Origin of the sequence: Roseomonas sp. CCTCC AB2023176 (genome assembly GCF_042259275.1) — a bacterium.
In the GTDB taxonomy this organism is placed as follows: Bacteria; Pseudomonadota; Alphaproteobacteria; order Acetobacterales; family Acetobacteraceae; genus Roseomonas.
In genome coordinates this window covers 3819798-3842381 of record NZ_CP170086.1, presented here as the reverse complement: position 1 = coordinate 3842381, position 22584 = coordinate 3819798, and the positions used below count along the sequence as shown (strand labels likewise).

Genomic DNA, 22584 nt, shown 5'->3' with positions numbered 1-22584 from the left:
CGTTCTTCCGATCGGCGTTGACGGCCGCGTCATGCCGGGGGGCCGGGGCGCCGCACCTGAACTGTCGGTAATGAGTTTACGGCGGTCCGGCGCTCCCCGCTTCACCCCGGGCCGCGATGCGCCGCACCGTGCTGAGCGAGACGCCGTGGCGCCACGCCACTTCCTTCTGCAAGGCGCCGGCCCGCAGTTCGGCCAGGATTTGCGCGGAAACCGACGGGGTCACGCCGGGGCGGCCGGAGGGCTTCTGCCGGCCCTCGGCGACTGCCTCGCGGCGGCGGAGCTGGGCGACGGAAGCCCGGAGGGCCTCCGCCTCGGCCTCGGACTTCTCGAGCCGGCGCAGGGCGCGGCGGAGGCGGAGGCGGGTTTCCAGCGTGTCCATCGCGGCCGAGGCGATGGCCTGGAGCATGGCGACCTCCCTCCCCTCCAGGCCCTGCGGCCGCGGGTCGGGGGAGAGGACGCAGACCGTGCCGATCCGCAGGCCTTCCGGCGTGACCAGCGGCGCGCCGGCGTAGAAGCGGGTGTGCGGCGGTCCCGTGACGAGGGGGTGGCCGGCGAAGCGCTCATCCGCCCCCGTGTCGGCGATCACGACAGGCTCCGGCGCGAGCATCGTGTAGGAGCAGAAGGCAAGATCGCGCGGCATGCTCGGGGCGGGCGGGGCGAAGCCGTCGCTGGCGCGGAACCATTGCCGCGTCTCGTCAACGAGGGAGAGCAGCGCGCTTTCCGTGCCGAGGGACACGCGGAGGAGTTTCGTCAGCGCGTCCAGCGCCGGCTCCGGCGAAGCGTCGAGGATCTCGTAGCGCCGGAGCGCGACCAGCCGGGCCGCCTCGTGCCCCTCAGGCGAGGCCGGCATCAGATGACCGGCGCCGGCTCGTCGCGGGTTGCGAGGACCTTGTCCACGCGACGGCCGTCCATGTCCACGATCTCGAAGCGCCAGCCGCCGAAGGCGATCCGGTCCCCCTCCTTGGGTACGCGCTTGAGGAGCGCGAGCATCAGGCCGGCGACCGTGTGATAGGTGCCCTCCAGCGGGAGTTCGGGCAGGTCGAGGCGGGAGCGGAGTTCGTCGCTCGGCATCATGCCGTCGAGGAGGAGAGAGCCGTCGTGGCGCTCGACGGCCGGGCCGACCGCGGGGGCCCCGGCCTCCTCGTGCTGCAGCTCGCCGACGATGGCTTCCAGCACGTCGGAGGCGGTGACGACGCCCTCGAAGGACCCGTATTCGTCCATGACGAGGGCGATGCCCAGGCTGTCCTGGCGGATGCGCTCCAGCGCGTCGAGGGCAGAGAGGTTGTCGGGCAGGACCATGGGCTGGCGCAGCGCGGCGCCGATCGAGAGCGGCTGGCCGGCGAGCAACTGGTCCAGCAGTTCCTTCGTCGCGACAACGCCGACGACGTTGTCCACGCGGCCCTCCGAGACGACGAAGCGGGTCACCCGCTCCTCGCGCAGCCTGGCCTTGATGTCCTCCTCAGGCGCGGTCCGGTCGAGCCAGGCGAGTTCCGTGCGCGGCGTCATCAGGGCGCGGATCGGCTTGTCGGCGAGGCGGAGGACGCGCTCGATCATGTGGCGCTCCTCCCGCTCGAGGGCACCGGCCTCCTCGCCCTCGGCAACGACGGCCTTCACCTCCTCCTCCGTCACGGCACTGTCGATCGGCCGGTGGGCGCCGAGGAGGCGGAGGACGAGGGCGGAGGAATTGGACAGCACCCAGACGACCGGCCCCGTGACGCGCGCCAGAACCTCGAGCGGGCGGGCGACGACCGCGGCGATCTCCTCCGGATGCCGGAGGGCGAGCTGCTTCGGGACGAGTTCGCCGAGGATGAGGGACAGGTAGGTAATCAGCATGACCACGAGGACGAGGGCAATCTCGCCGCCATAGGGCGCAATGCCCGGGATCGTATCGAGGACGGGGCCGAGGGTCTGCGACAGCCGGGCACCGCCGAAGGTCCCGGCCACCACGCCGATGAGGGTGATGCCGACCTGCACCGTGGGCAGGAAGCGCTGGGGATCCTCCGCGAGGCGCAGGGCGGCGGCGGCCCCCGGCGAGCCCGCGCGCTCATGCGTGGTGAGGCGCGCGCGGCGCGCCGAGACGATGGCCAGTTCGCTCATGGAGAACAGGCCATTGAGAAGGACCAGCACCAGGATGATGCCGATCTCGAGCAGCGCGCCCATGCGGTTCCCTGAGGATCTCCTGCGGCGGGCCGCCGGCCGGTCCGCGGCACACCAGTACCGGCATCGGGGCCGGGCGCCAAACCGGCGCGGGCCGGCGCAAGTCTGTGCAAGCGGTTAGTTGCTGCGCCGCAATATTGCCACGATCGGGCCCAAGCCGCGCCTTGGACGGGGCGTTTAACCCAGGTGAGCGCGAAGGGCCTGCCGTCGAGCCCCGTCCGGATCGTCCGGACGGCGATTGCGGGCCGTGCGCCGGAGCCATGGCCCCGCGATGAACGCCTACGTCGCCCCCGGATCGGTGAAGCCCCCCGGGGCCTTACCCCATCCCCTCGCCCGCCACCGCGGGACGCTCGCGATCCTGCTCATCGTTGCGCTGGCGCATCTCGGCGCCTGGTGGGCGCTGAACCGGCCCGTCGCGATGCCTGACTTCCGGGGACAGGTGAACGGCCTGGCCTTCGCCCCCTACCAGCGGGGACAGAGCGCAGAGGGAGACAACTGGCCGACCCCCGATCAGATCGAGGGCGACCTGCGGCGCGTGGCGCCCGTGACGCGGCACATCCGCACCTACGCCGCCCATGGCGGGCTGGAGCGCATCCCGGAGATCGCCTGGAACAGCGGGTTGGACCTGCGGATCACGCTGGGGTCCTGGCTGGACAGGCGCCTGGACCGGAACGCCGCGGAGGTGCGGCGCCTCGTCCAGGTCGCGCGGGAGTCGCGGAACGTCGAGCGCGTGCTCGTCGGCAACGAGGCGGTGCTGCGCGGCGACCTGACGCCGGCGCAGATGGTGGGCTACCTCGAGCAGGTGCGGCGGCAGGTGCGGCAGCCCGTCTCCACCGCCGAGCCCTGGCACGTCTGGGTGGACCACCCGGAACTCGGGCACGCCGTGGACTTCATCACCATCCACCTGCTGCCCTACTGGGAAGGCCTGCCGGTCGAGGACGCGCTCCGCTTCATCATGGAGAAGTACGACCAGGTCCAGGCGATGTTCCCGGGCAAGCCGATCGTCATCGGCGAGGTCGGCTGGCCGTCGGACGGGCGCGACATCGGCGCGGCGCGGGCGACGCGCGTGAACCAGGCGCTGTTCCTGCGGCGCTTCTTCAACATCGCGGAGCAGCGCGGCCTCGACTACTTCGTGATGGAGGCCTTCGACCAACCGTGGAAGGTGTCCTTCGAGGGTCGTGCGGCGGGCCACTGGGGCATGTACGACCTGGACCGCGCCCCGAAGTGGCCGCTGGCTGGCCCGGTGCAGGAGACGCCGACCTGGCTGTCCTGGGCCCTCGGCGCGTCCTTCGCGGCCTTCCTCGCGACGTTTTTCTTCCTCTCGCGCCGGCCTGACATCCGCTGGCAGGGCAAGCTGATGCTGGCGGGCATCGGGCAGGGCTTCGTGGCGCTGGTCACCTGCGTGATGCTGGCGATGAGCGAGACCTACCTGTCCTGGTCGGCGAGCGCGGTCTGGGGCGTGCTGGTCGCGGGGCAGATGCTGCTTCTGGCGCTGCTGCTCTCCGACGGGTTCGAACTGGCGGAGACGGTCTGGGGACGCGTGTCCAAGCGCCGCTGGCCCGCCCTGCCGGCGCCCGACGGGATGCGGCTGCCGAAGGTCTCGATCCACCTTCCCATCTGCAACGAGCCGCCGGAGATGGTGCGCCAGACGCTCGATGCGCTGGCCGAGCTCGACTACCCCGACTTCGAGGTGCTGGTCGTCGATAACAACACCGCCGATCCCGCGCTGTGGGAGCCGGTGGCGGAGCACTGCGCCCGGCTCGGCGCGAAGTTCCGCTTCTTCCACCTCGGCAAGTGGCCGGGCTTCAAGGCCGGCGCGCTGAACTTCGCCTTCCGCGAGACGGCGCCGGATGCCGAGGTCATCGGCGTGCTCGACAGCGACTACATGGTTCGCCCCGACTGGCTGCGGCGGATGGTGCCCTTCTTCAACCGGCCGGAGGTCGGCTTCACCCAGTCCCCGCAGGATTACCGGGACGGCGGCGAGTCCTTCTTCAAGCGCCTGATGTTCTGGGAGTATGCCGGGTTCTTCAAGGCAGGGATGGTCACGCGCAACGAGCGCAACGCGATCATCCAGCACGGCACGATGACGCTGATCCGCCGTTCCGCGATGGCCAGCGCCGCGCCGGACGGGAAGTTCTGGGCGGAGTGGTGCATCTGCGAGGACAGCGAGTTGGGCCTGCGGCTGATGCGGCAGGGGTGGGAAGCCGTGTACGTTCCGGACTCCATGGGCCGGGGCGTGATGCCCGACGACTTCGCGGCCTACCGCAAGCAGCGGCACCGCTGGGCCTTCGGGGCGATGCAGATCGTGAAGGGCCACTGGCGCGCGCTGTTCAACCCGCTGGACCGGTCGCTGTCGCAGGGGCAGCGGTTCCACTTCGTGATGGGGTGGATGCCGTGGTTCGGGGATGCGCTGGGGCTGGCCTTCGTGGTCGGCGGGTTCCTCTGGTCGCTCGGGCTGATCTTCGCGCCCGTGCGGACGGAGTTCCCGATCCTTCTCTTCATGCTTCCGAGCCTCGGGCTGTTTGCCTTCAAGCTGGTGCAGCTCTGGCTGCTCTACGCGGCGCGGGTTCCCTGCGGGCCGCTGGACCGCCTGGCGGCAGCACTCGGCGGCCTCGCGCTGACGCACACGATCGGCAAGGCGGTGTGGCAGGGCCTGTTCAAGCGCCGCGCGCACTTCGCCCGCACGCCGAAGATGAAGGACGCGCCGGCGCTGGTGCAGGGGCTGCTGACGGCACGGGAGGAGGCGGTGTTCCTCGTGCTTCTGTGGTCGGCGGCGGTGGGCGTCGAGGTGGTGCACCGGCACGGGACGTGGGAGGCGGTGCTCTGGACCGTCATCCTCCTGGTGCAGTCGGTGCCCTACCTGGCGGCGGTCTCTATGGCCCTGCTGGCGGCGATGCCGGCCCGCAAGCCCGTGCTGTCCGGCGTGCCGGGGGCAGTGCCGGCGACGTCCTCCGCCGGCCAGGTGGTCGCGCGGACGGAGGGCTGATCGGAGCGCGGCGCGCGGGTCACCCCGCGCGCCGGCCGGTCACTGACCCCACCGGATCGTGGCGGGCCGGCCCCGTGCGCCGGGGCGGCCTTCCTGCCATGCTCCGCGGTCGACGGCACCGGATGCCAGGAGGTCGAATGCGGCAGGCCCTTTTCCCCGCGCTGATGGCGGTGGTTGTGCTGACAGGCGGGGCCTGGGCGCAGCCGGCATCCCGTCCCGGATCACCGCCGGCCCGCCCGACCCAAGCCCCGGCCGAGGCGCCGCCGGCTGCCGGCGCGAACGAGCCGGAGCGGACGACGGCGAGTTTCGGGGACTGGATCCTGCGCTGCGAGCGGCCCGCGGGCGGGCAGGCGCTCTGCGAGGCGGCGCAGATCGTGTCCGCCAACAACCAGGCGGTGGCGCAGTTCGCCTTCGCCCGGCCCGGCCGCGGGGAGCCGCTGCGCCTGACCGTGCTGGTGCCGCACAACGTCGGCTTCGGCGCCGCGCCGCGGCTGGCCGCGCCGGACGGGACCTCGGTGCCGCCGGTCGAACTTGCGTGGCGGCGCTGCCTGCCGGTGGGGTGCCTCGCCGATGCGCCGGCGGGCGATGCCGTCGCGCGGCTGCGGACGCGGACGGAGCAGATGCGGCTGACCTTCCAGGATGGCGCGGGGCGGGAGATCGCCCTGCCCTTTTCGCCCCGCGGGTTGAGCGCGGCGCTCGACGCCCTGGAGAGCGGTGCGCGGTGACGCACGCCGTTGAGGTCCTGGGCCGGCTGCGCGACGCGCGAGTCGTGCCGGTGGTGCGGCTTTCGACGGCCGCGCGGGCGGCGACGGCCGTGTCCTGGCTGCGCGACGCGGGCATCACGGTCTTCGAGATCACGATGACCATCCCGGACGCGCCGGCGCTGATCCGCGACCTGGCGTCGGACCCCGCGCTGCTCGTCGGGGCGGGGACGGTGCGGGACGCCACGGCGGCGAGGGAATGCATCGCCTCCGGCGCGCGCTTCCTCGTCGCACCCTGGGTCGAGACGTCCATCGTCGAGCCCGGGAAGGAGGCAGGCATCCCGGTCATGCTCGGCGCGCTGACGCCGACGGAGGTGCAAGCGGCGTTGTCGGCGGGGGCGGAGGTGGTGAAGATCTTTCCGGCTTCCTCGGCCGGGGGCGTCGCGCACCTCAAGGCGCTGCGGTCCGTCTTCCCGGAGGTCACCTTCTGCCCGACGGGCGGGATCGCGGCGCGGGAGGTCGGGGACTACCTCGCGGCCGGGGCGGCCTTCGTCGGCATGGGCGGGCGGCTGGTGGATGAGTCGCTGGTGGCCGCCGGGAATGCGGCGGCGGTACGGGCGGCTGCGCACGAGGTGCTCGGCACGCGGGAGACCTGAGCGCGATGCCGGACCTGCTGTGCCTCGGCGAGCCGATGCTGGAGATGAACCAGCAGCCGGCCGGACCGGACGGGCGGGTGCTGTTCCTGCAGGGCCATGGTGGCGACACCTCCAACGCGGCCATCGCGGCGACGCGGCAGGGGGCCAGCGCGGGCTACGTCTCGGCGGTCGGGACGGACGCGCCGGGCGATTCGCTGATGGCGCTGTGGGCGACAGAGGGGGTGGATTCGTCGTTGGTGGGAAGGCGAGCGGACGCGCCAACCGGCATCTACGTCGTCTCGCACGGACCGGACGGGCACCGCTTCACCTTCTACCGGCGCGGCTCCGCGGCGAGCCTGATGGGCCCGCAGGACGTGCCGGAGGCGGCGATCCGGGCGGCGAAGATCCTGCACCTGTCGGGGATCAGCCAGGCGATCTCGCCATCTGCCTGCGACGCGGGGTTCCGGGCGATCGAGGTCGCGCGGGATGCCGGGGTGCTCGTGTCCTACGACACGAACCTGCGGCTTGCGCTTTGGCCGGCGGCGCGGGCGGCGGCGGTGATCCACGCGGCGATCGGGATGGCGGACATCGCGCTGCCCTCGCTGGAGGATGCCCGGGCGCTGACGGGGCTGACGACGCCCGAGGCGATCGTGGACTTTTACCTCCGGCTCTGCCCGCTGGTGTTCCTCAAGCGCGGGGCGGAGGGATGCACGGTGGCGACGCGGGACGCACGGGTCACGATCCCGCGGCATGCCGTGACGCCGGTGGATGCGACGGGCGCGGGCGACACCTTCGCCGGGGCGCTGCTGGCACGACTGATCGCAGGCGATCCGCCGGAGGAGGCCGCGCGCTACGCGAATGTGGCGGCGGCGCTGTCCACGCGGGGCTACGGGGCCGTCGCGCCGATGCCGCGCGCGGCGGAGGTGCGGGCAGCGATGGGCGCCGCTCAGGCCTGAAGCGTCATGACGTGGCTGGCGCCGCGCTCGTCCGGCGCGGGGCGGAATCCCAGGCTTTCGTAGAAGGGTGCGGCGTCGTCGGGCGCGCGGACACGAAGGATGCGGCAGCCGGCGGCGCGGGCCTCGGCCGCGGCAGCCTCGACGAGGGCGCGGCCGACACCGATGCCGCGATACGCGATGCGGACGTAGAGGCGGCGCACCCGTGCGACTCCGGGGCCGGCGTAGGGGTCGGCGGTGACCCCGCCGATGCCGGCGAGGACGGGGCCGAGTTCGGCGGCGAAGAGGGCTTCGCCAGGACCGTCAAAGCGGGTGGTGCCGGAATCCCAATCCTCCTCCAGCACCTGAAGCATGCGGTGACCGTGCGCGGCGGCCTCGTCTCGGAGGGAGGGAAAGCCGGAGGGGAGTTCGCGGGCGCGGGTGATCCGGGCTGCCATGGGGCGGGTATCGGCCGATCCGCGACACGGCGCCAGGGTGGTGGCCCTCGCCGTGCCGACGCGGCCAGCAGGGCGCGCGCGACGAGCCTATGCCTTCGGTTGCGAACGTCACGGCCGCAAGGCGCTGGGTGGGGGGCCGGGTCGCGCCGCGGAACAGCGCTCCGGCGCAGCGCGGCGGCTCAGGTCGTCGCGTTCGCGCCGGGACGGAGGCGCAGGCCGGGGCGAAGATTGCGAAAGGGCAGCGTCGCGGGGTCAGCCACCACGGGGCCGGGCGCGGCGGCGACGATCACGCGCTCGGCGATGGGCTGGAAGTCCGCGCGGAAGTGGACCGAGGACTTCACGACGACGATCTTTTCCTTCGCCGGCTCGACGCCGACGTGGCGGAAGAGGGCCTGGTCGTAGGCCTGCATCTTGCGGCTGGTGACGATGACGCGGACGCCGCCGATGGCCAGCAGCGCGGTGGGGCCGAGGTCCGCCGGGTTGCCGGCGGCCATCGGGCCCGTGCAGGTGAACCGGCCGTTGGTCAGGCGCATGACGCGCGCGCTGACGTCGAGCGGGGCGCCGTCGCTCTTGCCGCCGAGCTTGAGGGAAACCGTGGCTCCCTCCCCCGCCTTGCGGCAGGCATCCGCGCTCTCCGCGTCGTTGATGAGGCCGAGGACGGCGCTCCGGGCATTCTGGCGGATGAGTTCAGCCAGCAGGCCGGTCGTGTCGCCGTGGCCGCCGCCGCCCGGGTTGTCCTGCGTGTCGGCGATGACGACGGGCTTCTGGCCATTGACCGCGATGGCCGCGGCGACGGCGCGGTCGGCTGGCAGGATCTCCCCCGCAAAGTCGCGTTCGCGCGCGTAGAGCAGGGCGAGGAACTCGTCGGCCGCGGCGTCGGCGGCGGTTTGCTCGGCGGCGTAGGCGGTGACCGTCATGCCGCAGCCCGGGAAGTCGGCGTAAGGGAAGCCGAAGCAGAAGGCGAGTTCGGAGACACCGTGCCGCGTCGCGATGCGCTCGCGCTCCGCCATCACGTCCGACATGGGCGGGACGAGCGTGCATTGGCTGGTGATGGGCAGCCAGAAATCGACTTGGCGGAAGGCGCGGGCAAAGGGACTGCCGCGGCGAATGCGTTCCGCGAGTAGGCGCACGGCGCGGGCGCCGGCCTGGCGCATGTCCACGTGGGGGTAGGTGCGGAAGGGCGCGAGGGCGTCGGCACGGGCCACCATCGCCGCCGTGACGTTGGCGTGGGGGTCCAGGCTGGCAACGACGGGCAGGTCGGGGCCGACGACGGCGCGGACGCGGCGGAGGATTTCGCCTTCCCCGTCGGGGAAGTGCTCCGCGACCATGGCGCCGTGGAGATCGAGGTAGACGGCGTCCAGCGGGCCTGCATCGAGGGCAGCGGTGAGGTCGGCGATAAGCCACGCCGCGATGCGTTCGAAGGCCTCGGCGGTGACGGGGCCGGCGGGGTTGGCGAAGGCCCAGGCGAGGGGGACGGGCGTCAGGCCCGCCTTTTCCGCGGTCTGGATGGCGCCCGAGGCGGGCGCGGCGGAGTTGCGGAGGGCGTCCAGCAAGGTCGCGGGACGCTGCGGGGCGGGCCAGCCGCCGGGCTCCGCAAAGTCCCGCCAGGTCGTGGGAAGCGGGGCGAAGGAATGGCTTTCGTGCAGGAAGCCGCCGATGGCGATGCGCATGGGCCCTCCTGACCCGGGTTAGGCGCGGACGAGGCCGGCGGTCGCGAGGACCGCGTCGGCCAGGACGAGCAGGCCCGCTTCCGCCCAGGCGGGGGTGATGGCCTCCGCCTCGTTGTGGCTGATCCCTCCTTCACAGGGGGTGAACAGCATGACGCTCGGGACGCCGCGCGCGACATAGACGGCGTCGTGGCCGATGCCGGTGGGCATGTCGCGCTGGCGGAAGCCGCGGGCGGTGGCGGCGTCCCGCAGGCGGGCGGCGAGGGTGCGGTCGAAGGGGGTCTCGGGGGAGGTCCAGAAGACGGAGACCTCGGCCCCCAGGCCGCGCTCGGCGACGACGCGGGCGGCAGCCTCGCGCAGGGCGGCTTCCATGCCGTCCAGCGCGGCGTCGTCGCGGTGGCGGAAGTCCACCGTGAAGGTGGCGCGCGACGGGACGACGTTGCGGGAGGAAGGGTGGACGGCGACGCGGCCTACCGTGCCCCGGCCGTCGCTGCCCGAGCGCAGCGCGATGGCCTCGATCTCCGCAATCAGCTGGGCGGCGCCGACCAGGGCATCGCGGCGGCCGGCCATGCCGCCGCCGCCGTGCGATTCCTCGCCGGTGACGGTGACGTCGAACCAGCGCTGCGCGAGGGCGTGAGTGACGATGCCGACGTCAAGGCCTTCGCGTTCCAGCACGGGGCCCTGTTCGATGTGGAGTTCGAAGTAGGCTTCGATGTCGAGCAGGGCCGCGGGGTCCGCGTCGCCGCGGGCACCGATGGCCTCCAGCGCGTCGCCGAAGCGGATGCCGTCGGGATCGGTCCGCGCGAGCGTCTCGGCTTCGGTGAAGAGGCCCATCGCCGCGCCGCTGCCCATCATGGGCGGGGAGAAGCGGGCGCCTTCCTCGTTCGTCCAGTTGACGAGGAGGATCGGGGCTTCTGTCTCGGCGCCCGCCTCATGCAGCGCGCGCATGACCTCCAGCCCCGCGAGGACGCCGAGCACGCCGTCGAACTTGCCGCCGGTCGGCTGCGTGTCGAGGTGACTGCCGATAGCGACGGGGCGGCGAGACGGGTCACGACCGGGGCGCAGCAGCGCCATGTTGCCCAGGCGGTCGGTCGTGAGCGTGAGGCCGCAGGCCTCGCCCCAGCGGGCAAGGAGCGCCCTGCCCTCCCCGTCCTCGGGCGTCAGGGTCTGGCGGTTGCATCCGCCCCTCGGCGTCGCGCCGATCGTCGCCATTTCCATCAGCGCGTACCAGAGGCGTGCGCCAGAGAGGGGAATGTTGTGGCTCATCTCCGCTCCACCCCACACCATTCGGCCATCAGCAGCGCGATGGAGCGGGTTATGGCGTGGACGGAATCGAGGCCGACGGATTCGTCGATGCCGTGGATCTCCGTCGCGTCGGGGCCGAAGCAGGCGACGCGCGTGTCCTGGTAGAGTTCGAAATGGCGGCCGTCGGTCAGGCCGGTGGCGGGGTAGTCGCGGAGGTCGCCGCCGGAGACCTCGGCGTAGCAGCGCTTCGCGAGGCGGCAGATCTCGCTGTCCATGTCGAAGACGCAGGGATCGGCCATGAAGCCGTGGAAATCCAGGCGGACCTTCGCGTTCGGAAGGTCCTTCGCAGCCTCGGCGACGATGCCTTCGATGTCGGCCCGGACGGCGGCGGCGGTGTTGCCCATCATCACGCCGACGCGAAGGCCCAGCTTCGCGCGGGTGGGAACGGAGGAGTTCCACTCCCCGCCCTCTAGCGTGCCGATGTTGACGTTGACCGGGTGGTTCACGCCGCGAAAGGAGGCGTGGACGCGCTCGGCGCGGTTCGCCTCCATCTCGTAGTCCTTGAAGCGGGCGGCGATGCGCATGCAGGCCTCGATGGCGTTCACGCCGGCATGCATGTCGCGGACATGGACCGGGCGGCCGGTGACCGTGACCCAGGCCCAGACCACGCCGACCTCCGCGCTGTACATCGCGGCGAGGCCCGGGCCGGGTTCGGGGATGACGACGGCGTCCGTCTTCGGCAGGGCCAGCATCGTGGCGAGCGCGCCGTTGCCCGTGCATTCCTCCTCGATCACGGCTTGCATCTGGACGGGTGCGGCGGGCTGCAGGCCGGCGAGCCGAAGGGCTTCGAAGGCCGTGAGGGCGGAGACGATGCCCGCCTTCATGTCGCCGGCGCCGCGGCCGTAGATTCGGCCATCGCGAATCGAGGGCTCGTAGGGTGGAGTGAGCCAGAGGTCGGCCGCGCCCTCCGGCACCACGTCCACGTGGCCCTGCAGGGCGAGGGACCGGCCCGTCGACCCGCGGGGCGTGTGGATCGCCGCGACGTTGTCGCGGCCGTCGTAGGGGATCAGCGGCGGGGAGAAGCCGGGGTGGTCGCGCAGGCGGTCGGGGACGGTCGGGATGCGGATCGGTGCAAGGTCCAGGGCTTCGTAGTTCCGCGCCATCTCGTCCAGGGCGCCGGCCTCGTTCCCGAGCGTCGAGGCGTGGCGGACGAGCGTTTCGAGGCGGGAGACCGAACGCGTCTCCAGCGCGGCACAAGCGTCGAGGATGGAGCGGCGGGCACCCGGATCGAGCGGCATCATGCCGCGGGCATGCCGGACGGCGTGATCGCGGGCAATGGGGGTGGGGTCCAACCGCGGCCGGGGATGCTGTCCAGCAACTGTCGAGTGTAGGGATGTTCCGGCTGCGAGAGGACGCGCGAGGCCGGGCCTTGCTCCACGATCTTCCCGCGCTGCATCACGGCGACGCGGTCGCAGACCTGGGCGGCGATCCGCAGGTCGTGGGTGATGAAGAGCATCGTCAGGTTCATGCGGCGGCGGATGTCTTCCAGCAGCGCAAGGACCTGGGCCTGGACGGAGACGTCGAGGGCGGAGACCGGTTCGTCGGCCACCAGCAGGTCCGGCTCCATCGCCAGCGCACGGGCGATGCCGATGCGCTGGCGCTGGCCGCCGGAGAATTCATGGGGGTAGCGGTCCAGCGCGCCCGGATCGAGTTTCACGAGGGATAGCAGTTCGCGCGCCTTGGCCAGCGCCTGTTCGCGCGGGACACCGTGGGTGACAGGACCTTCGCAGAGGATGTCGCCCACGCGCCGGCGCGGGTTGAGCGAGGCGTAGGGGTCCTGGAAGACCATCTGCACGCGGCGGCGGACGGGCTTCCATTCCGCGCGCGACAGGCCGCGGAGTTCCTGGCCATCCAGCACGATCTCGCCGGCCTCGGGTTCCACGAGGCGGACGATGCAGCGGGCGAGCGTGGACTTGCCGGAGCCGGACTCGCCGACGATGCCGAGCGTCTCGCCTCGGGCGAGGGTGAAGGTCGCGTCGTCCACCGCACGGATCGACGGGCGCTTGGAGAACCAGCCGGCGGAGCGGCGATAGGTCTTGGTGACGTTGCGGACCGCGAGCAACGGATCGGCCGCGACCGCCCGGTCCGTCGTTGCACCGTGCGGGACGGCGGCGATCAGGGCGCGGGTATAGGGATGCTCCGGCGCGTTCAGGACCTTGGCGGCCGGCCCCTGCTCGACGATCCGGCCGCGCTGCATGACCGCGACGCGATCCGCGATTTCCGCGACGACGCCGAAATCATGGGTGATGAACATCACGCCCATGCCGCGGCGGCGCTGGATATCGCGGATGAGGCGGAGGATGCCGGCCTGCGTCGTGACGTCGAGGGCCGTCGTCGGCTCGTCCGCGATCAGCAGGGCGGGTTCGAGGGCAAGCGCCATCGCGATCATCACGCGCTGCCGCTGGCCGCCCGACAGGCGGAACGGGTGGGACCGGGCGGTGGAGGAGGGGTCGGGCAGGTTGACCGCCTCCAGCAGGCCGATGACGCGGGCCGTATCGGCGCGTTCGCCGTGGACCCGCATGGCCTCGGCGATCTGGTCGCCGACGCGCATCAGCGGATTCAGCGCGGTCATCGGTTCCTGGAAGATCATGGCCATGCGCCGTCCCCGGAGGTCGCGGAGGGCGCGGGGGGTCAGGGCACGGAGGTCCGTGCCCTCCAGGACCATGCGCCCGGCGGTCACCGGCAACTGCTTCGGCAGCAGGCCCATGACGGCGTTCGCGGTGACGGACTTGCCGGACCCGGACTCCCCGACGACGCAGAGGATCTCGCCGGCGTCGAGGGTGAGCGAGACCTCCTCGACGGCGTTCGGGCGGTCGGCGCCCTTCGGCAGGCCCACGGTCAGGCCGTCCACGGTCAGCAGGCTCATGCGCCGCGGGCCAGGCGCGGGTTCAGGGCGTCCGACAGCCCCTCGCCCACGAGGTTGAGGGAGAGGACGGTGAGGAAGATCGCGATGCCAGGGAAGACGCTCATCCACCAGGCCAGGCGAATGACGGACCGGCCGGAGCCGATGAGGAAGCCCCAGGACATGAGGTTCGGGTCGCCGAGGCCCAGGAAGGACAGCGCGCTCTCGAGCAGGATGGCGTTCGCGACCATCAGGGACGCGAGCACGACGATCGGCGAGAGGGCGTTGGGCAGGATGTCGCCGGCGACGATCGACAGGCGGGACTTGCCCAGCACCTCCGCGGCCTGGACGAACTCGCGGGAGCGCAGCGACAGGACCTCGGCCCGGACGACGCGGGCGACGGGCGGCCAGGACACCACGGCGATCGCGAAGACGACCGAGGTGATGGAGGGCTGGAAGATCGCGACGAGGAGCACGGCGAAGACGAACGAGGGAATGGTCTGGAAGAACTCCGTGAAGCGCATCAGCGCGTCGTCGAACCCGCCGCCGAGGTAGCCGGCCGCCGCGCCGATGGTGACGCCGAGGGCGAGGGCCGCGACCGTCGAGACGGCGCCGACGAGGAGGGAGACACGCGCGCCATGGGCGATGCCCGCGGCCACGTCGCGTCCAAGGGAGTCGGTGCCGAGGAGCATTCCCATCTCGCCCGGTGGCATGAACGGGGCGCTGGCCATGTCCCAGGGCGAGCCGGGGAAGAGGAACGGCGCCGTGGCCGCGAGGATCAACACCAGGATCAGGATCACCAACCCGACCACGGCACCTCGGTTGCGGGCGAAGCGGCGCCAGAACGGCTGCGGCGTCACCCCGTCACCTCCACCCGCGGGTCCACCGCGGCGTAGAGAAGGTCGGTGATCAGGTTGAACAGCACGACCATGACGGAGGTGCAGAGGAAGACGCCGAGCAGCACGGGGTAGTCGCGCGCCAGCAGCGCCTCGAAAGCGAGGCGGCCGATGCCGGGCCAGGCGAAGACGGTCTCGACGAGGATGGAGCCGCCGATCAGTTGCCCCGCCTGGATCCCGGCGAAGGTGATGACCGGCAGCATGGCGTTGCGCAGGATATGGATGCGGAGGATGCGGCCTTCCGGCACGCCCTTGGCACGGGCGGTCTTCACGAAGTCCTGGTCCGCGACCTCCAGCATGGTCGCGCGGGTCAGGCGCGCATAGACCGCGAGGTAGAACAGTCCCAGCGTCAGCGCAGGGAGTACCAGGTGGCGCGCCGCGTCGACGATGTAGGCCAAGCCGGACAGCGTCACGCCGACGGTGCCCGCGCCGAAGGCGGGCAGCCATTCCAGCCAGACGCTGAAGAACAGCACGAGCATGAGCCCGACCCAGAAGAGCGGCGTCGCGTAGAAGGTCAGGGCGATGACGGTGATCACGCTGTCGGCCCAGGACCCGACGCGGCGCGCCGCCAGGGCGCCGAGCGTCACGCCCGCGGCGACGGCGAAGACGAAGGCCGCGCCCGTCAGCAGCACCGTCGCGGGAAGGCGGTCCGCGATGAGCTGCGCGACCGGGACGCTCATCCGATGGCTGTAGCCGAAGTCGAGGGTCAGGACGCCCCTCAGGTAGATCCAAAGCTGGACGTAGAGCGGCTTGTCCAGGCCGAACTGTGCGCGCAACTGCTCCATGAAGCGTGCATCGGCGGCGCCCGACTGACCCGCGATGACGCTGGCCGGATCGCCGGGCGCCGCGTGGATCAGCAGGAAGTTCAAGATGACGATCGCGATGACGACGACCGCCGCCTTGACGAGGCGGCGGCCGAGGAAGCCCGCGAGGGCTGCGGGACCCATTCAGCCCGTGAGGTAGACGTCGTCGAAGGAGGCGTGCACGCCCGTCGAGAACTGGATGACGTTCTGGACCTTGCGGTCGTGGATGGTCGGGAAGGCCATCTCCATCAGCCAGATCTGCGGAATCTCGTCCGTCAGGATCTTCTGGACCTCGCTGAAGGCGGCGCGGCGGACATTCGGGTCGCGTTCCGTCCGGCCCCGCGCGAACAGCTCGTCCACCCGCGGGTTGGAGTAGCCGCCGGTGTTGGTGAAGACGATCTTCTGGATGTTGGTGGAGACATAGGTCCGTTCCACGCCGAGCGTCGGGTCGCCGTACTGGTAGAGGAAGTTGATGGAGGTGTCGTATTCCCAGTTTGCGATGCGGCGCGCCCATCCGCCGGGGTCGGTCGTCTCAAGTTCCACGGCGATGCCGACCTGGCGCAAGGACTGGCGGATGTATTCGCCGAGGCGCGTCCAGACCTCGCCGTAGGGCAGGACGAGGTGCTTGATCGTGAACCGCGTGCCGCCGGCGCCGGCGCGGTGGCCCGCGGCGTCCAGCAATTCCATCGCGGTCCGCGGGTTGAAGGCGGGGAGGGAGACGCTGGGGTCGTGGAAGCGCGTGGTCGAGGCGATCGGGCTCGTCGCGGGCTTGCCGACGCCGAACCACAGGCGCTGCGCGATGAAGTTCCGGTCGATCGCGTGGCTGATCGCCTTGCGAACCCGCACGTCGCCGAGCGGGCCGGAGCGGTGGTTCGTCTCCAGCCACATCAGGGGTGAAAACAGCTCCCAACCCTTCGTCTCGACGTTCAGGTTGGGGCGCTGGCGCAGCTGCGGGACGTCGAAGGGCTCGATGTCGCTGGCGGCGGAGAGCTGCGCCTGGCCCGTCTCCATCGCGAGGCGGCGGGACTGGCTGTCCGGCACGATCCGGTAGATCAGCGTATCGAGGTAGGGCTGGCCGGGCTTCCAGTAATCCTCGAAGCGGTCGAGGCGGATGAAGTTGCCGCGCTGCCATTCCGTGAACTTGAAGGGGCCGGTGCCGGTCGGGCGCTGGTTGGCCGGCGTCGTGCGGTAGTCCTGCCCGTCATAGAGGTGCTTCGGCACGATGCAGACATTGGCCGCGTCGAACATCAGCAGCATCGGCTCAAAGGGCGCATCGAGGACGAAGCGGACGGTGTGCGGATCGGGCGCCGTGTATTCCTGGATGCGCTGCAGGATGGCGCGGGCGCGCGGTGAGAGTTCCGTGTGGAACTTGCTCATCGAGAAGATCACGTCGTCGGCCGTGCAGGGGCGGCCGTCGTGGAACTTCGCGTTCTCCTGCAGGCGGAAGACGTATTCCCGACCGTCGGGCGAGACGGTCCAGGACTTCGCCAGCTCCGGCAGCGGCTCAAGGGTCGGGGAGAACTTCAGCAGGCCCTGGAAGATCTTCGTCGCCGCGATGATCGTCGGGCCCTGGTTGTTGACGCCCAGCACCAGGACCGGCGGCTCCGGCGTCAGCAGCGAGGTCAGCGTCCCCCCCCGTCGCGGCTGCTGGGACGCCGCGGTCCCTTGGGCCTGCGACGCCCGGGCGTGCAGCAGCACGGGCGCGGCAAGGGAAGCGGCCATCAGGCCGCGGCGCGTCATGTCCATCGTCGTGAAGACTCCCAACCCCTTGCCGCGGCAGGCTAGATTCGTGCCACCGGGTGGACAAGGCCGCCCCGGCTGGTAGCGTCTCCGTGATGCGCGCCTTCGATCACCCGGCCGACGTGGCACACGCGCCGGGCTTCTTCCTCATGCGTGGCGCGCTCCGCCCCAACTACGAGGTGCCGGCGCGTGCGGTCTCGTTGCGCGAGGGCCTGGCGCGGCTCGGGGTCGCGGCCGAGACGCCTGCGCTGCCGGATCGCGCGGCGCTGGAGCGGGTGCATGCAGCGGATTACCTCGACTGGCTTTCCACCGCGCATGCGGCCTGGGAAGCCCTTCCCGGGGCGGGGCCGGAGGTCGTCGCGAACATCCACCCCTCGCCGGAGATGCTGGCGCAGGGTGGGCGAGCACCGGCGGGAATGGTCGGACAGACCGGATGGTACACCGCGGACACGGCCTGCCCAATCGGCCCGGGGACATGGGACGCCGCGGTCGGCGCCGCCGGATGCGCGCTCGCGGCCGCGGAAGTCGTCGCGGGCGGGGAGGATGCCTATGCCCTGTGCCGCCCACCGGGGCACCACGCCTACGCGGCGCGCGCCGGCGGGCATTGCTACGTGAACAACGCGGCGCTCGCGGCGGTGGCAATGCGGGACCGCGGGGCGGGACGCGTCGCGGTGCTCGACATCGATAGCCACCACGGCAACGGGACGCAGGGGATCTTCTGGGACAGCGCGGACGTGCTGACCGTCTCCGTGCATGGCGACCCCGCAGGATACTATCCCTGGTACGTCGGCCGCGCCCACGAAACGGGGGGACGCGCCGCGCCGGGATTCAACCTGAACCTGCCGCTTTCGCCCGGCACGGGCGACGACAGCTGGCTCGCGGCGGTCGCGGCGGGGCTGGCACGGGTCGCGGAGTTCCAGCCGGACGCGCTCGTCCTCTCCCTCGGCTTCGACGCGTCGGAGCATGAACCGCTCGGCTACCTTCGCGTCACGGCCGAGGGCTTCGCGCGGGCCGGGGAGATGATCGGCGCCGCGCGCGTGCCGACCGCAATCATCCAGGAAGGCGGCTACAACGTGGATCTCCTGGGCACGCTGCTCGCGCGGTTCCTGAACGGGTTCGGGCGATGAGCCTCGCGCGCACGACGACCTTCTCCTTCCAAGGGGTCGAAGCCGTGCCGGTCGAGGTCCAGGTGCAGGTCGCCTCCGGCCTGCCGGCCTTCACCGTCGTCGGCCTGCCGAACAAGGCGGTTGCCGAGAGCCGGGAGAGGGTGCGCGCGGCGCTGTCCTCCCTCGGGCTGTCGCTGCCGCCGAAGCGCATCCTCGTGAACCTGGCGCCGGCCGACCTGGCGAAGGAAGGGTCGCATTTCGACCTGCCGATCGCGCTCGCCCTGCTTGCGGCGATGGAGGTGATCCCGGCGGACGAAGTGTCGGGCGTCGCGGCGCTCGGTGAATTGTCGCTCGACGGCACGATCCAGCCGGTCGCGGGCGTGCTGCCGGCGGCGCTGGCTGCGGGGGAGCGGGAGATGGGGCTCGTCTGCCCCGCGGCGCAGGGGCCGGAGGCGACCTGGGCCGGCGCGACCGAAGCCATCGCCGCGCCGGACCTTCGCGCGCTGATCGCGCATTTCCAGGGGCGGCAGGTCATCTCGCCCCCTTCCCCGCCGCTGCCGCTCGCCGAAGGCGGTCGGGGCCCATGCCTGTCGGAGGTCCGGGGACAGGAGAGCGCCAAGCGGGCGCTGGAGGTCGCGGCGGCAGGCGGGCACAACCTGTTGCTGATCGGGCCGCCGGGCGCGGGCAAGTCCATGCTGGCGGCGCGGATGCCGGGGCTGCTGCCGGACCTGACCGCGGCGGAGGCTCTGGAGGTTTCCCTGATACGCTCCGTCGCGGGGCGGATGGAGGATGGCCGGATCTCCGCGCGACCACCCTACCGGGACCCGCATCATTCGGCGTCCCAGGCCGCATTGACGGGCGGCGGGCCGCGCGCGGCACCGGGCGAGGTCTCGCTCGCGCATCGCGGCGTGCTGTTCCTGGACGAGCTGCCCGAATTTGCCCGCCCGGCGCTGGAGGCGCTGCGGCAGCCGCTGGAGAGCGGCCGCGTCGTCATCAGCCGCGCCGCGGCGCACGTCGCTTATCCCGCACGCGTCCAGTTGATCGCGGCGATGAACCCTTGCCGTTGTGGCTACCTCGGCGACGCACCGCGGGAATGCGGTCGGGCGCCGCGCTGCGCCGAGGATTACCAGGGTAAGCTCTCCGGCCCGCTGCTGGACCGGCTGGACCTGACGATCGAAGTGCAACCGATCCCGCCGCGCGAGCTGGCCCGGGCGCCGACAGGCGAGACCTCCGCGGTCGTGGCGGCGCGCGTGGCGGCCGCCCGGACGGTACAGCGCGCTCGCTACGCCGCGCTGGGGATCGGCACGAACGCCGAGGCGCCGATGGATGCGCTGCGGGAGGACGTGGAGGCAGCGGCGCTGACGCTCGCGGAGGGCGCGGCGGAACGGCTCGGCCTGTCGAACCGAGGCTTCACGCGGGCAATACGCGTTGCCCGGACCATCGCAGATCTCGCCGGCGCAGACCTCATCGGGCGGGCGCATGTCGCGGAGGCGCTGGGGTTCCGGAACCGGATGCTCGCGCGGGCTTAGTCCGACCTCGCCAGAGCCGGAAGGTGCAACGGATTGGGGCCCGGAGGCATTCGCGCCACGCTCTCCGTGAGTTTCGGGTCCGACGCGACGGAACGCGCGCCACGCCGCCGGCATGGGGTGGCCTGCCGGGTCAGTCCGGATCGCCCGGCCGGAAGGCGTCCGCGATCCGCCGCATGCCGGATGGCGCGACCAGGATGACGTCGAAGCGCATGCCCAAGGCGCCGTGGCCAGGGTTGGCGGCGAGCCACGCTTCAGCCGCCGCGGCGAGTCGGGCGCGTTGGCGGGGCGTCAAGGCGAAGGCCGCCTCCGACAGGGTCGGCCGCGCCTTCACCTCGATGAAGGCGAGCAAGCCGTCGCGTTCGGCGACCAGGTCCAATTCGCCGGCCGGGCTCCTGACGCGGCGGGCGAGGATCGCCCAGCCCCGCGCGGCCAGTTCCTCGGCGACCCGCGACTCCGCGTCCTGGCCGCGGGCTTCCGCGGCGCGGCGGCGGGCAGTGTTGGCTTCGGCTTCCACCATGCGAAGCTAGCGCGGAACGGCCGGAGCCACGCCATGCGCCTTGTCCTCTTCGTCGCGCTGCTGGTCGCGTCCCTCCCTGCCTGGGCCCAGGCACCGGCGCGGAGCCGGATGGTCGCCGCGGCGCATCCGCTGGCGGCCGAGGCGGGGCTGGAAGCGTTGCGCGCCGGTGGCTCCGCGGTGGACGCAGCGGTCGCGGTCCAGGCCGTGCTCACGCTGGTCGAACCGCAATCCTCCGGCATCGGCGGGGGTGCGCTGATCCTGCACTGGTCGGCCGCCGACCGTGCCGTGTCCGCCTGGGACGGGCGGGAAACGGCGCCGGCGGCAGCGCGGCCCGAACTGTTCCTGCGGCCGGACGGCACCCCCTGCCCTTCTACGAGGCCGTGCTGTCGGGCCGCAGCATCGGCGTGCCCGGTGCCGTCGCAGCTTTGGAAGCCGCACACCGGCGGCATGGGAAACTGCCCTGGGCCAGCCTCTGGGATCGGGCGATCGCGCTGGCGGAAGCGGGCTTCCCGGTCTCGGCGCGGCTGAACCTCGCGATCACGGAAGACGTGGAACGGCTGCGCCGCCAGCCCTCCACGCGCGACACCTTCCTGCTGAACGACGCGCCGTTGCCGGTTGGGCATGTGCTGCGGAGCCCGGCCCTGGCCGCGACCTTCCGCGCGATCGCGCAGGACGGGTCGGCGGCGCTCCTCCGCGGGCCGATCGCGGCGGAGATCGCCTCGGCCGTGCGGGCCTACGGGGAAGGCGGGCTGATGACGACGGACGACCTCGCGGGATACGCGCCGCGGGAGAGGTCGCCGGTCTGCCATCCGTATCGCACCTATCGCATCTGCGGCTTCCCACCGCCGTCGTCGGGCGGGATCGCGGTGGGGCAGATCCTCGGCGTGCTCGAGCATTTCGACGTGGCGCGGCTCGATCCGCGCGGGGCCGATGCGGCGCACCTGATCGCCGAGGCCGGGCGGCTGGCCTTCGCGGATCGCGGGCAGTTCCTCGCGGATTCCGACTTCGTCGCGCAGCCCCTCGCAGGGTTGCTCGAACCCGCCTACCTCACGCTGCGCGCGCAACTCGTCTCGCTCGACCGCGCGGTGGAAACGCCGCGGGCCGGTAACCCGCGCTGGCGCCAGGCCGCGTTGCTGGCGCCGATGCCGGAGCAGGTGGAGAACGGGACCAGCCACGTCTCCATCGTGGACGGCGAAGGCAACGCAGTGTCCATGACGACGACGGTCGAGGACGCCTTCGGCGCGCGGATCATGGTGCGCGGCTTCATCCTGAACAACCAATTGACCGACTTCTCCTTCCGGCCATCGGTGGATGGCCGGCCAGTGGCCAACCGGGTGGAGGGCGGGAAGCGGCCGCGGTCCTCCATGTCGCCCTCGCTGGTCTTCGACGCGGATGGGCGGCTGGCGGCGGTGGTCGGGTCGCCAGGTGGGGCGCGGATCATCGGCTACGTCACGCAGACGCTGGTCGGCCTGCTCGACTGGAACCTGCAGCCGCAGCAGGCGGTGGAACTGCCCCGCGTCGGCACGGTCGGGACGGCGGTGGAGCTGGAGGCCGGGTCGCCCGCGGCGGCGCTGGCCCCGGCCCTCCAGGCGCGCGGATTCCGGACGGACGTGCGGGCGATGACCTCCGGCCTGCACGTCATCCGGGTCACGCCGGAGGGGCTGGTCGGAGGTGCCGACCCGCGGCGCGAGGGCGTCGCGATCGGAGACTGAAGCCGGAGCGGCCTTGGCGCATTATGGCGGAGCATCCCTTCCGGAGACCCTCCCCATGCGCCGCGCCAGCCTCGCCCTCCTCGCCGCCTTGTCCGCCGCCCTGGCCGCCGCCGGCCCAGCCGCGGCCGACGAGACGCGGGAGATCGGCTTCGTCAACACCGCCATCACCAATCTAGGCCTGACCCGCTCGCACCGGGTGGTGGTCGAGCGCTTCGACGACCCGGAGGTTCGCGGCGTATCCTGCTACATCTCGCAGGCGCGGACGGGCGGGCTGTCCGGCATGGTCGGGGTCGCGGAGGACCCGGCCCGCTTCGCCCTGGCCTGTTCCGCCATCGGCCCGGTCGAGGTCCTGCCCGGCGCCCGCCGGGGTGAGCGCGGCGAGCAGATCTACGAGCGCGCGACGAGCCTCTTCTTCAAGGAGACGCGCGTGCACCGCTTCGTGGACGAGGAGCGGCGTGCCGTGATCTACCTCGCCTGGTCAACGCGGCTGGTGGACGGGTCGCCCTTCAACGCCGTGGCCGTCGTGCCCTTCGGCGCGGGGGCGGGCGCACCGGCCTCGGGCGCGCCGGCACGTTGATCGGGCCTGCCGGCTGGGCTG

At 72.1% G+C, this 22584-nt stretch carries 20 protein-coding genes; 9 read left to right on the top strand and 11 right to left on the bottom strand.

Going from position 1 to position 22584, the window contains the following annotated elements:
- Positions 1 to 76: 76 nt before the first annotated feature.
- Positions 77 to 850, bottom strand: a complete 774-nt coding sequence (locus ACE7GA_RS19165; protein ID WP_376090091.1) for a GAF domain-containing protein — start codon at positions 848 to 850, stop codon at positions 77 to 79.
- Positions 850 to 2160, bottom strand: a complete 1311-nt coding sequence (locus ACE7GA_RS19160; RefSeq protein WP_376090088.1) for a hemolysin family protein — start codon at positions 2158 to 2160, stop codon at positions 850 to 852. Before ACE7GA_RS19160 ends, ACE7GA_RS19165 begins: the two co-directional genes overlap by 1 nt.
- Before the next feature lie 268 nt (positions 2161 to 2428).
- Here ACE7GA_RS19160 and ACE7GA_RS19155 point away from each other — a divergent pair, with 268 nt between their 5' ends.
- From ACE7GA_RS19155 to ACE7GA_RS19140, 4 genes are all read left to right on the top strand, one after another.
- Positions 2429 to 5143: a glycosyltransferase gene (locus ACE7GA_RS19155; protein WP_376090085.1), complete on the top strand. Its 2715-nt coding sequence runs from the start codon at positions 2429 to 2431 to the stop codon at positions 5141 to 5143.
- Between the two features lie 137 nt (positions 5144 to 5280).
- On the top strand, positions 5281 to 5868 hold the full coding sequence (locus tag ACE7GA_RS19150; protein WP_376090082.1) for an invasion associated locus B family protein: 588 nt from the start codon (positions 5281 to 5283) through the stop codon (positions 5866 to 5868).
- Complete coding sequence (locus ACE7GA_RS19145; protein ID WP_376090079.1) at positions 5865 to 6500, top strand: bifunctional 4-hydroxy-2-oxoglutarate aldolase/2-dehydro-3-deoxy-phosphogluconate aldolase; 636 nt, start codon at positions 5865 to 5867, stop codon at positions 6498 to 6500. Before ACE7GA_RS19150 ends, ACE7GA_RS19145 begins: the two co-directional genes overlap by 4 nt.
- A gap of 5 nt (positions 6501 to 6505) precedes the next feature.
- The gene (locus ACE7GA_RS19140; protein WP_376090076.1) at positions 6506 to 7435 is read left to right on the top strand and encodes a sugar kinase; all 930 of its coding nucleotides are present in this window, start codon (positions 6506 to 6508) and stop codon (positions 7433 to 7435) included.
- Here ACE7GA_RS19140 and ACE7GA_RS19135 read toward each other — a convergent pair.
- From ACE7GA_RS19135 to ACE7GA_RS19100, 8 genes are all read right to left on the bottom strand, one after another.
- Positions 7426 to 7869: a GNAT family N-acetyltransferase gene (locus tag ACE7GA_RS19135; RefSeq protein WP_376090073.1), complete on the bottom strand. Its 444-nt coding sequence runs from the start codon at positions 7867 to 7869 to the stop codon at positions 7426 to 7428. The genes ACE7GA_RS19140 and ACE7GA_RS19135 overlap by 10 nt on opposite strands.
- A 179-nt stretch (positions 7870 to 8048) precedes the next feature.
- On the bottom strand, positions 8049 to 9539 hold the full coding sequence (locus tag ACE7GA_RS19130; protein WP_376090070.1) for a M81 family metallopeptidase: 1491 nt from the start codon (positions 9537 to 9539) through the stop codon (positions 8049 to 8051).
- Positions 9540 to 9557: 18 nt separating this feature from the next.
- Positions 9558 to 10802 carry a Zn-dependent hydrolase gene (locus ACE7GA_RS19125; RefSeq protein ID WP_376090067.1) on the bottom strand — a complete coding sequence of 415 codons (1245 nt, stop codon included), beginning with the start codon at positions 10800 to 10802 and terminating at the stop codon, positions 9558 to 9560.
- Positions 10799 to 12082, bottom strand: coding sequence for an ArgE/DapE family deacylase (locus ACE7GA_RS19120; protein WP_376090064.1), 1284 nt, complete (start codon positions 12080 to 12082; stop codon positions 10799 to 10801). The genes ACE7GA_RS19125 and ACE7GA_RS19120 overlap by 4 nt, the downstream gene beginning before the upstream one ends.
- Positions 12079 to 13707 (bottom strand): ABC transporter ATP-binding protein, encoded by a 1629-nt coding sequence (locus tag ACE7GA_RS19115; protein WP_376090061.1) that lies wholly within the window; start codon positions 13705 to 13707, stop codon positions 12079 to 12081. The genes ACE7GA_RS19120 and ACE7GA_RS19115 overlap by 4 nt, the downstream gene beginning before the upstream one ends.
- Positions 13704 to 14543: an ABC transporter permease gene (locus ACE7GA_RS19110; RefSeq protein ID WP_376090058.1), complete on the bottom strand. Its 840-nt coding sequence runs from the start codon at positions 14541 to 14543 to the stop codon at positions 13704 to 13706. Before ACE7GA_RS19110 ends, ACE7GA_RS19115 begins: the two co-directional genes overlap by 4 nt.
- Complete coding sequence (locus ACE7GA_RS19105) at positions 14540 to 15526, bottom strand: ABC transporter permease (RefSeq protein WP_376090055.1); 987 nt, start codon at positions 15524 to 15526, stop codon at positions 14540 to 14542. Before ACE7GA_RS19105 ends, ACE7GA_RS19110 begins: the two co-directional genes overlap by 4 nt.
- Entirely contained in the window at positions 15527 to 17122 is a 1596-nt protein-coding gene (locus ACE7GA_RS19100) for an ABC transporter substrate-binding protein (RefSeq protein ID WP_376090052.1), read from the bottom strand.
- Between the two features lie 95 nt (positions 17123 to 17217).
- Between ACE7GA_RS19100 and ACE7GA_RS19095 the strand changes: the two genes are divergently transcribed.
- Together ACE7GA_RS19095 and ACE7GA_RS19090 are read left to right on the top strand one after the other, a co-directional pair.
- Entirely contained in the window at positions 17218 to 18249 is a 1032-nt protein-coding gene (locus tag ACE7GA_RS19095; protein WP_376090049.1) for a histone deacetylase family protein, read from the top strand.
- Positions 18246 to 19757: a YifB family Mg chelatase-like AAA ATPase gene (locus ACE7GA_RS19090; RefSeq protein ID WP_376090046.1), complete on the top strand. Its 1512-nt coding sequence runs from the start codon at positions 18246 to 18248 to the stop codon at positions 19755 to 19757. The genes ACE7GA_RS19095 and ACE7GA_RS19090 overlap by 4 nt, the downstream gene beginning before the upstream one ends.
- A gap of 130 nt (positions 19758 to 19887) precedes the next feature.
- Here ACE7GA_RS19090 and ACE7GA_RS19085 read toward each other — a convergent pair whose 3' ends face one another.
- A complete protein-coding gene (locus ACE7GA_RS19085; RefSeq protein ID WP_376090044.1) occupies positions 19888 to 20274 on the bottom strand; it encodes a YraN family protein in 387 nt (128 codons plus the stop codon).
- Positions 20275 to 20307: 33 nt separating this feature from the next.
- Here ACE7GA_RS19085 and ACE7GA_RS19080 point away from each other — a divergent pair, with 33 nt between their 5' ends.
- From ACE7GA_RS19080 to ACE7GA_RS19070, 3 genes are read left to right on the top strand one after another with little or no spacing between them, the layout of a single operon-like run.
- Positions 20308 to 20802 (top strand): gamma-glutamyltransferase, encoded by a 495-nt coding sequence (locus ACE7GA_RS19080; RefSeq protein WP_376090041.1) that lies wholly within the window; start codon positions 20308 to 20310, stop codon positions 20800 to 20802.
- Entirely contained in the window at positions 20700 to 21986 is a 1287-nt protein-coding gene (locus ACE7GA_RS19075) for a gamma-glutamyltransferase family protein (RefSeq protein ID WP_376100364.1), read from the top strand. Before ACE7GA_RS19080 ends, ACE7GA_RS19075 begins: the two co-directional genes overlap by 103 nt.
- Positions 21987 to 22041: 55 nt before the next feature.
- Positions 22042 to 22563: a CreA family protein gene (locus ACE7GA_RS19070; RefSeq protein ID WP_376090038.1), complete on the top strand. Its 522-nt coding sequence runs from the start codon at positions 22042 to 22044 to the stop codon at positions 22561 to 22563.
- Positions 22564 to 22584 lie beyond the last annotated feature (21 nt).

Coding starts and splice junctions, on each gene's coding strand:
- ACE7GA_RS19095 (WP_376090049.1), top strand. CDS start 17,218: ATGCGCGCCTTCGATCACCCGGCCGACGTGGCACACGCGCCGGGCTTC.
- ACE7GA_RS19100 (WP_376090052.1), bottom strand. CDS start 17,122: ATGACGCGCCGCGGCCTGATGGCCGCTTCCCTTGCCGCGCCCGTGCTG.
- ACE7GA_RS19115 (WP_376090061.1), bottom strand. CDS start 13,707: ATGAGCCTGCTGACCGTGGACGGCCTGACCGTGGGCCTGCCGAAGGGC.
- ACE7GA_RS19130 (WP_376090070.1), bottom strand. CDS start 9,539: ATGCGCATCGCCATCGGCGGCTTCCTGCACGAAAGCCATTCCTTCGCC.
- ACE7GA_RS19070 (WP_376090038.1), top strand. CDS start 22,042: ATGCGCCGCGCCAGCCTCGCCCTCCTCGCCGCCTTGTCCGCCGCCCTG.
- ACE7GA_RS19120 (WP_376090064.1), bottom strand. CDS start 12,082: ATGATGCCGCTCGATCCGGGTGCCCGCCGCTCCATCCTCGACGCTTGT.
- ACE7GA_RS19160 (WP_376090088.1), bottom strand. CDS start 2,160: ATGGGCGCGCTGCTCGAGATCGGCATCATCCTGGTGCTGGTCCTTCTC.
- ACE7GA_RS19135 (WP_376090073.1), bottom strand. CDS start 7,869: ATGGCAGCCCGGATCACCCGCGCCCGCGAACTCCCCTCCGGCTTTCCC.
- ACE7GA_RS19085 (WP_376090044.1), bottom strand. CDS start 20,274: ATGGTGGAAGCCGAAGCCAACACTGCCCGCCGCCGCGCCGCGGAAGCC.
- ACE7GA_RS19125 (WP_376090067.1), bottom strand. CDS start 10,802: ATGAGCCACAACATTCCCCTCTCTGGCGCACGCCTCTGGTACGCGCTG.
- ACE7GA_RS19165 (WP_376090091.1), bottom strand. CDS start 850: ATGCCGGCCTCGCCTGAGGGGCACGAGGCGGCCCGGCTGGTCGCGCTC.
- ACE7GA_RS19090 (WP_376090046.1), top strand. CDS start 18,246: ATGAGCCTCGCGCGCACGACGACCTTCTCCTTCCAAGGGGTCGAAGCC.
- ACE7GA_RS19155 (WP_376090085.1), top strand. CDS start 2,429: ATGAACGCCTACGTCGCCCCCGGATCGGTGAAGCCCCCCGGGGCCTTA.
- ACE7GA_RS19080 (WP_376090041.1), top strand. CDS start 20,308: ATGCGCCTTGTCCTCTTCGTCGCGCTGCTGGTCGCGTCCCTCCCTGCC.
- ACE7GA_RS19150 (WP_376090082.1), top strand. CDS start 5,281: ATGCGGCAGGCCCTTTTCCCCGCGCTGATGGCGGTGGTTGTGCTGACA.
- ACE7GA_RS19140 (WP_376090076.1), top strand. CDS start 6,506: ATGCCGGACCTGCTGTGCCTCGGCGAGCCGATGCTGGAGATGAACCAG.
- ACE7GA_RS19105 (WP_376090055.1), bottom strand. CDS start 15,526: ATGGGTCCCGCAGCCCTCGCGGGCTTCCTCGGCCGCCGCCTCGTCAAG.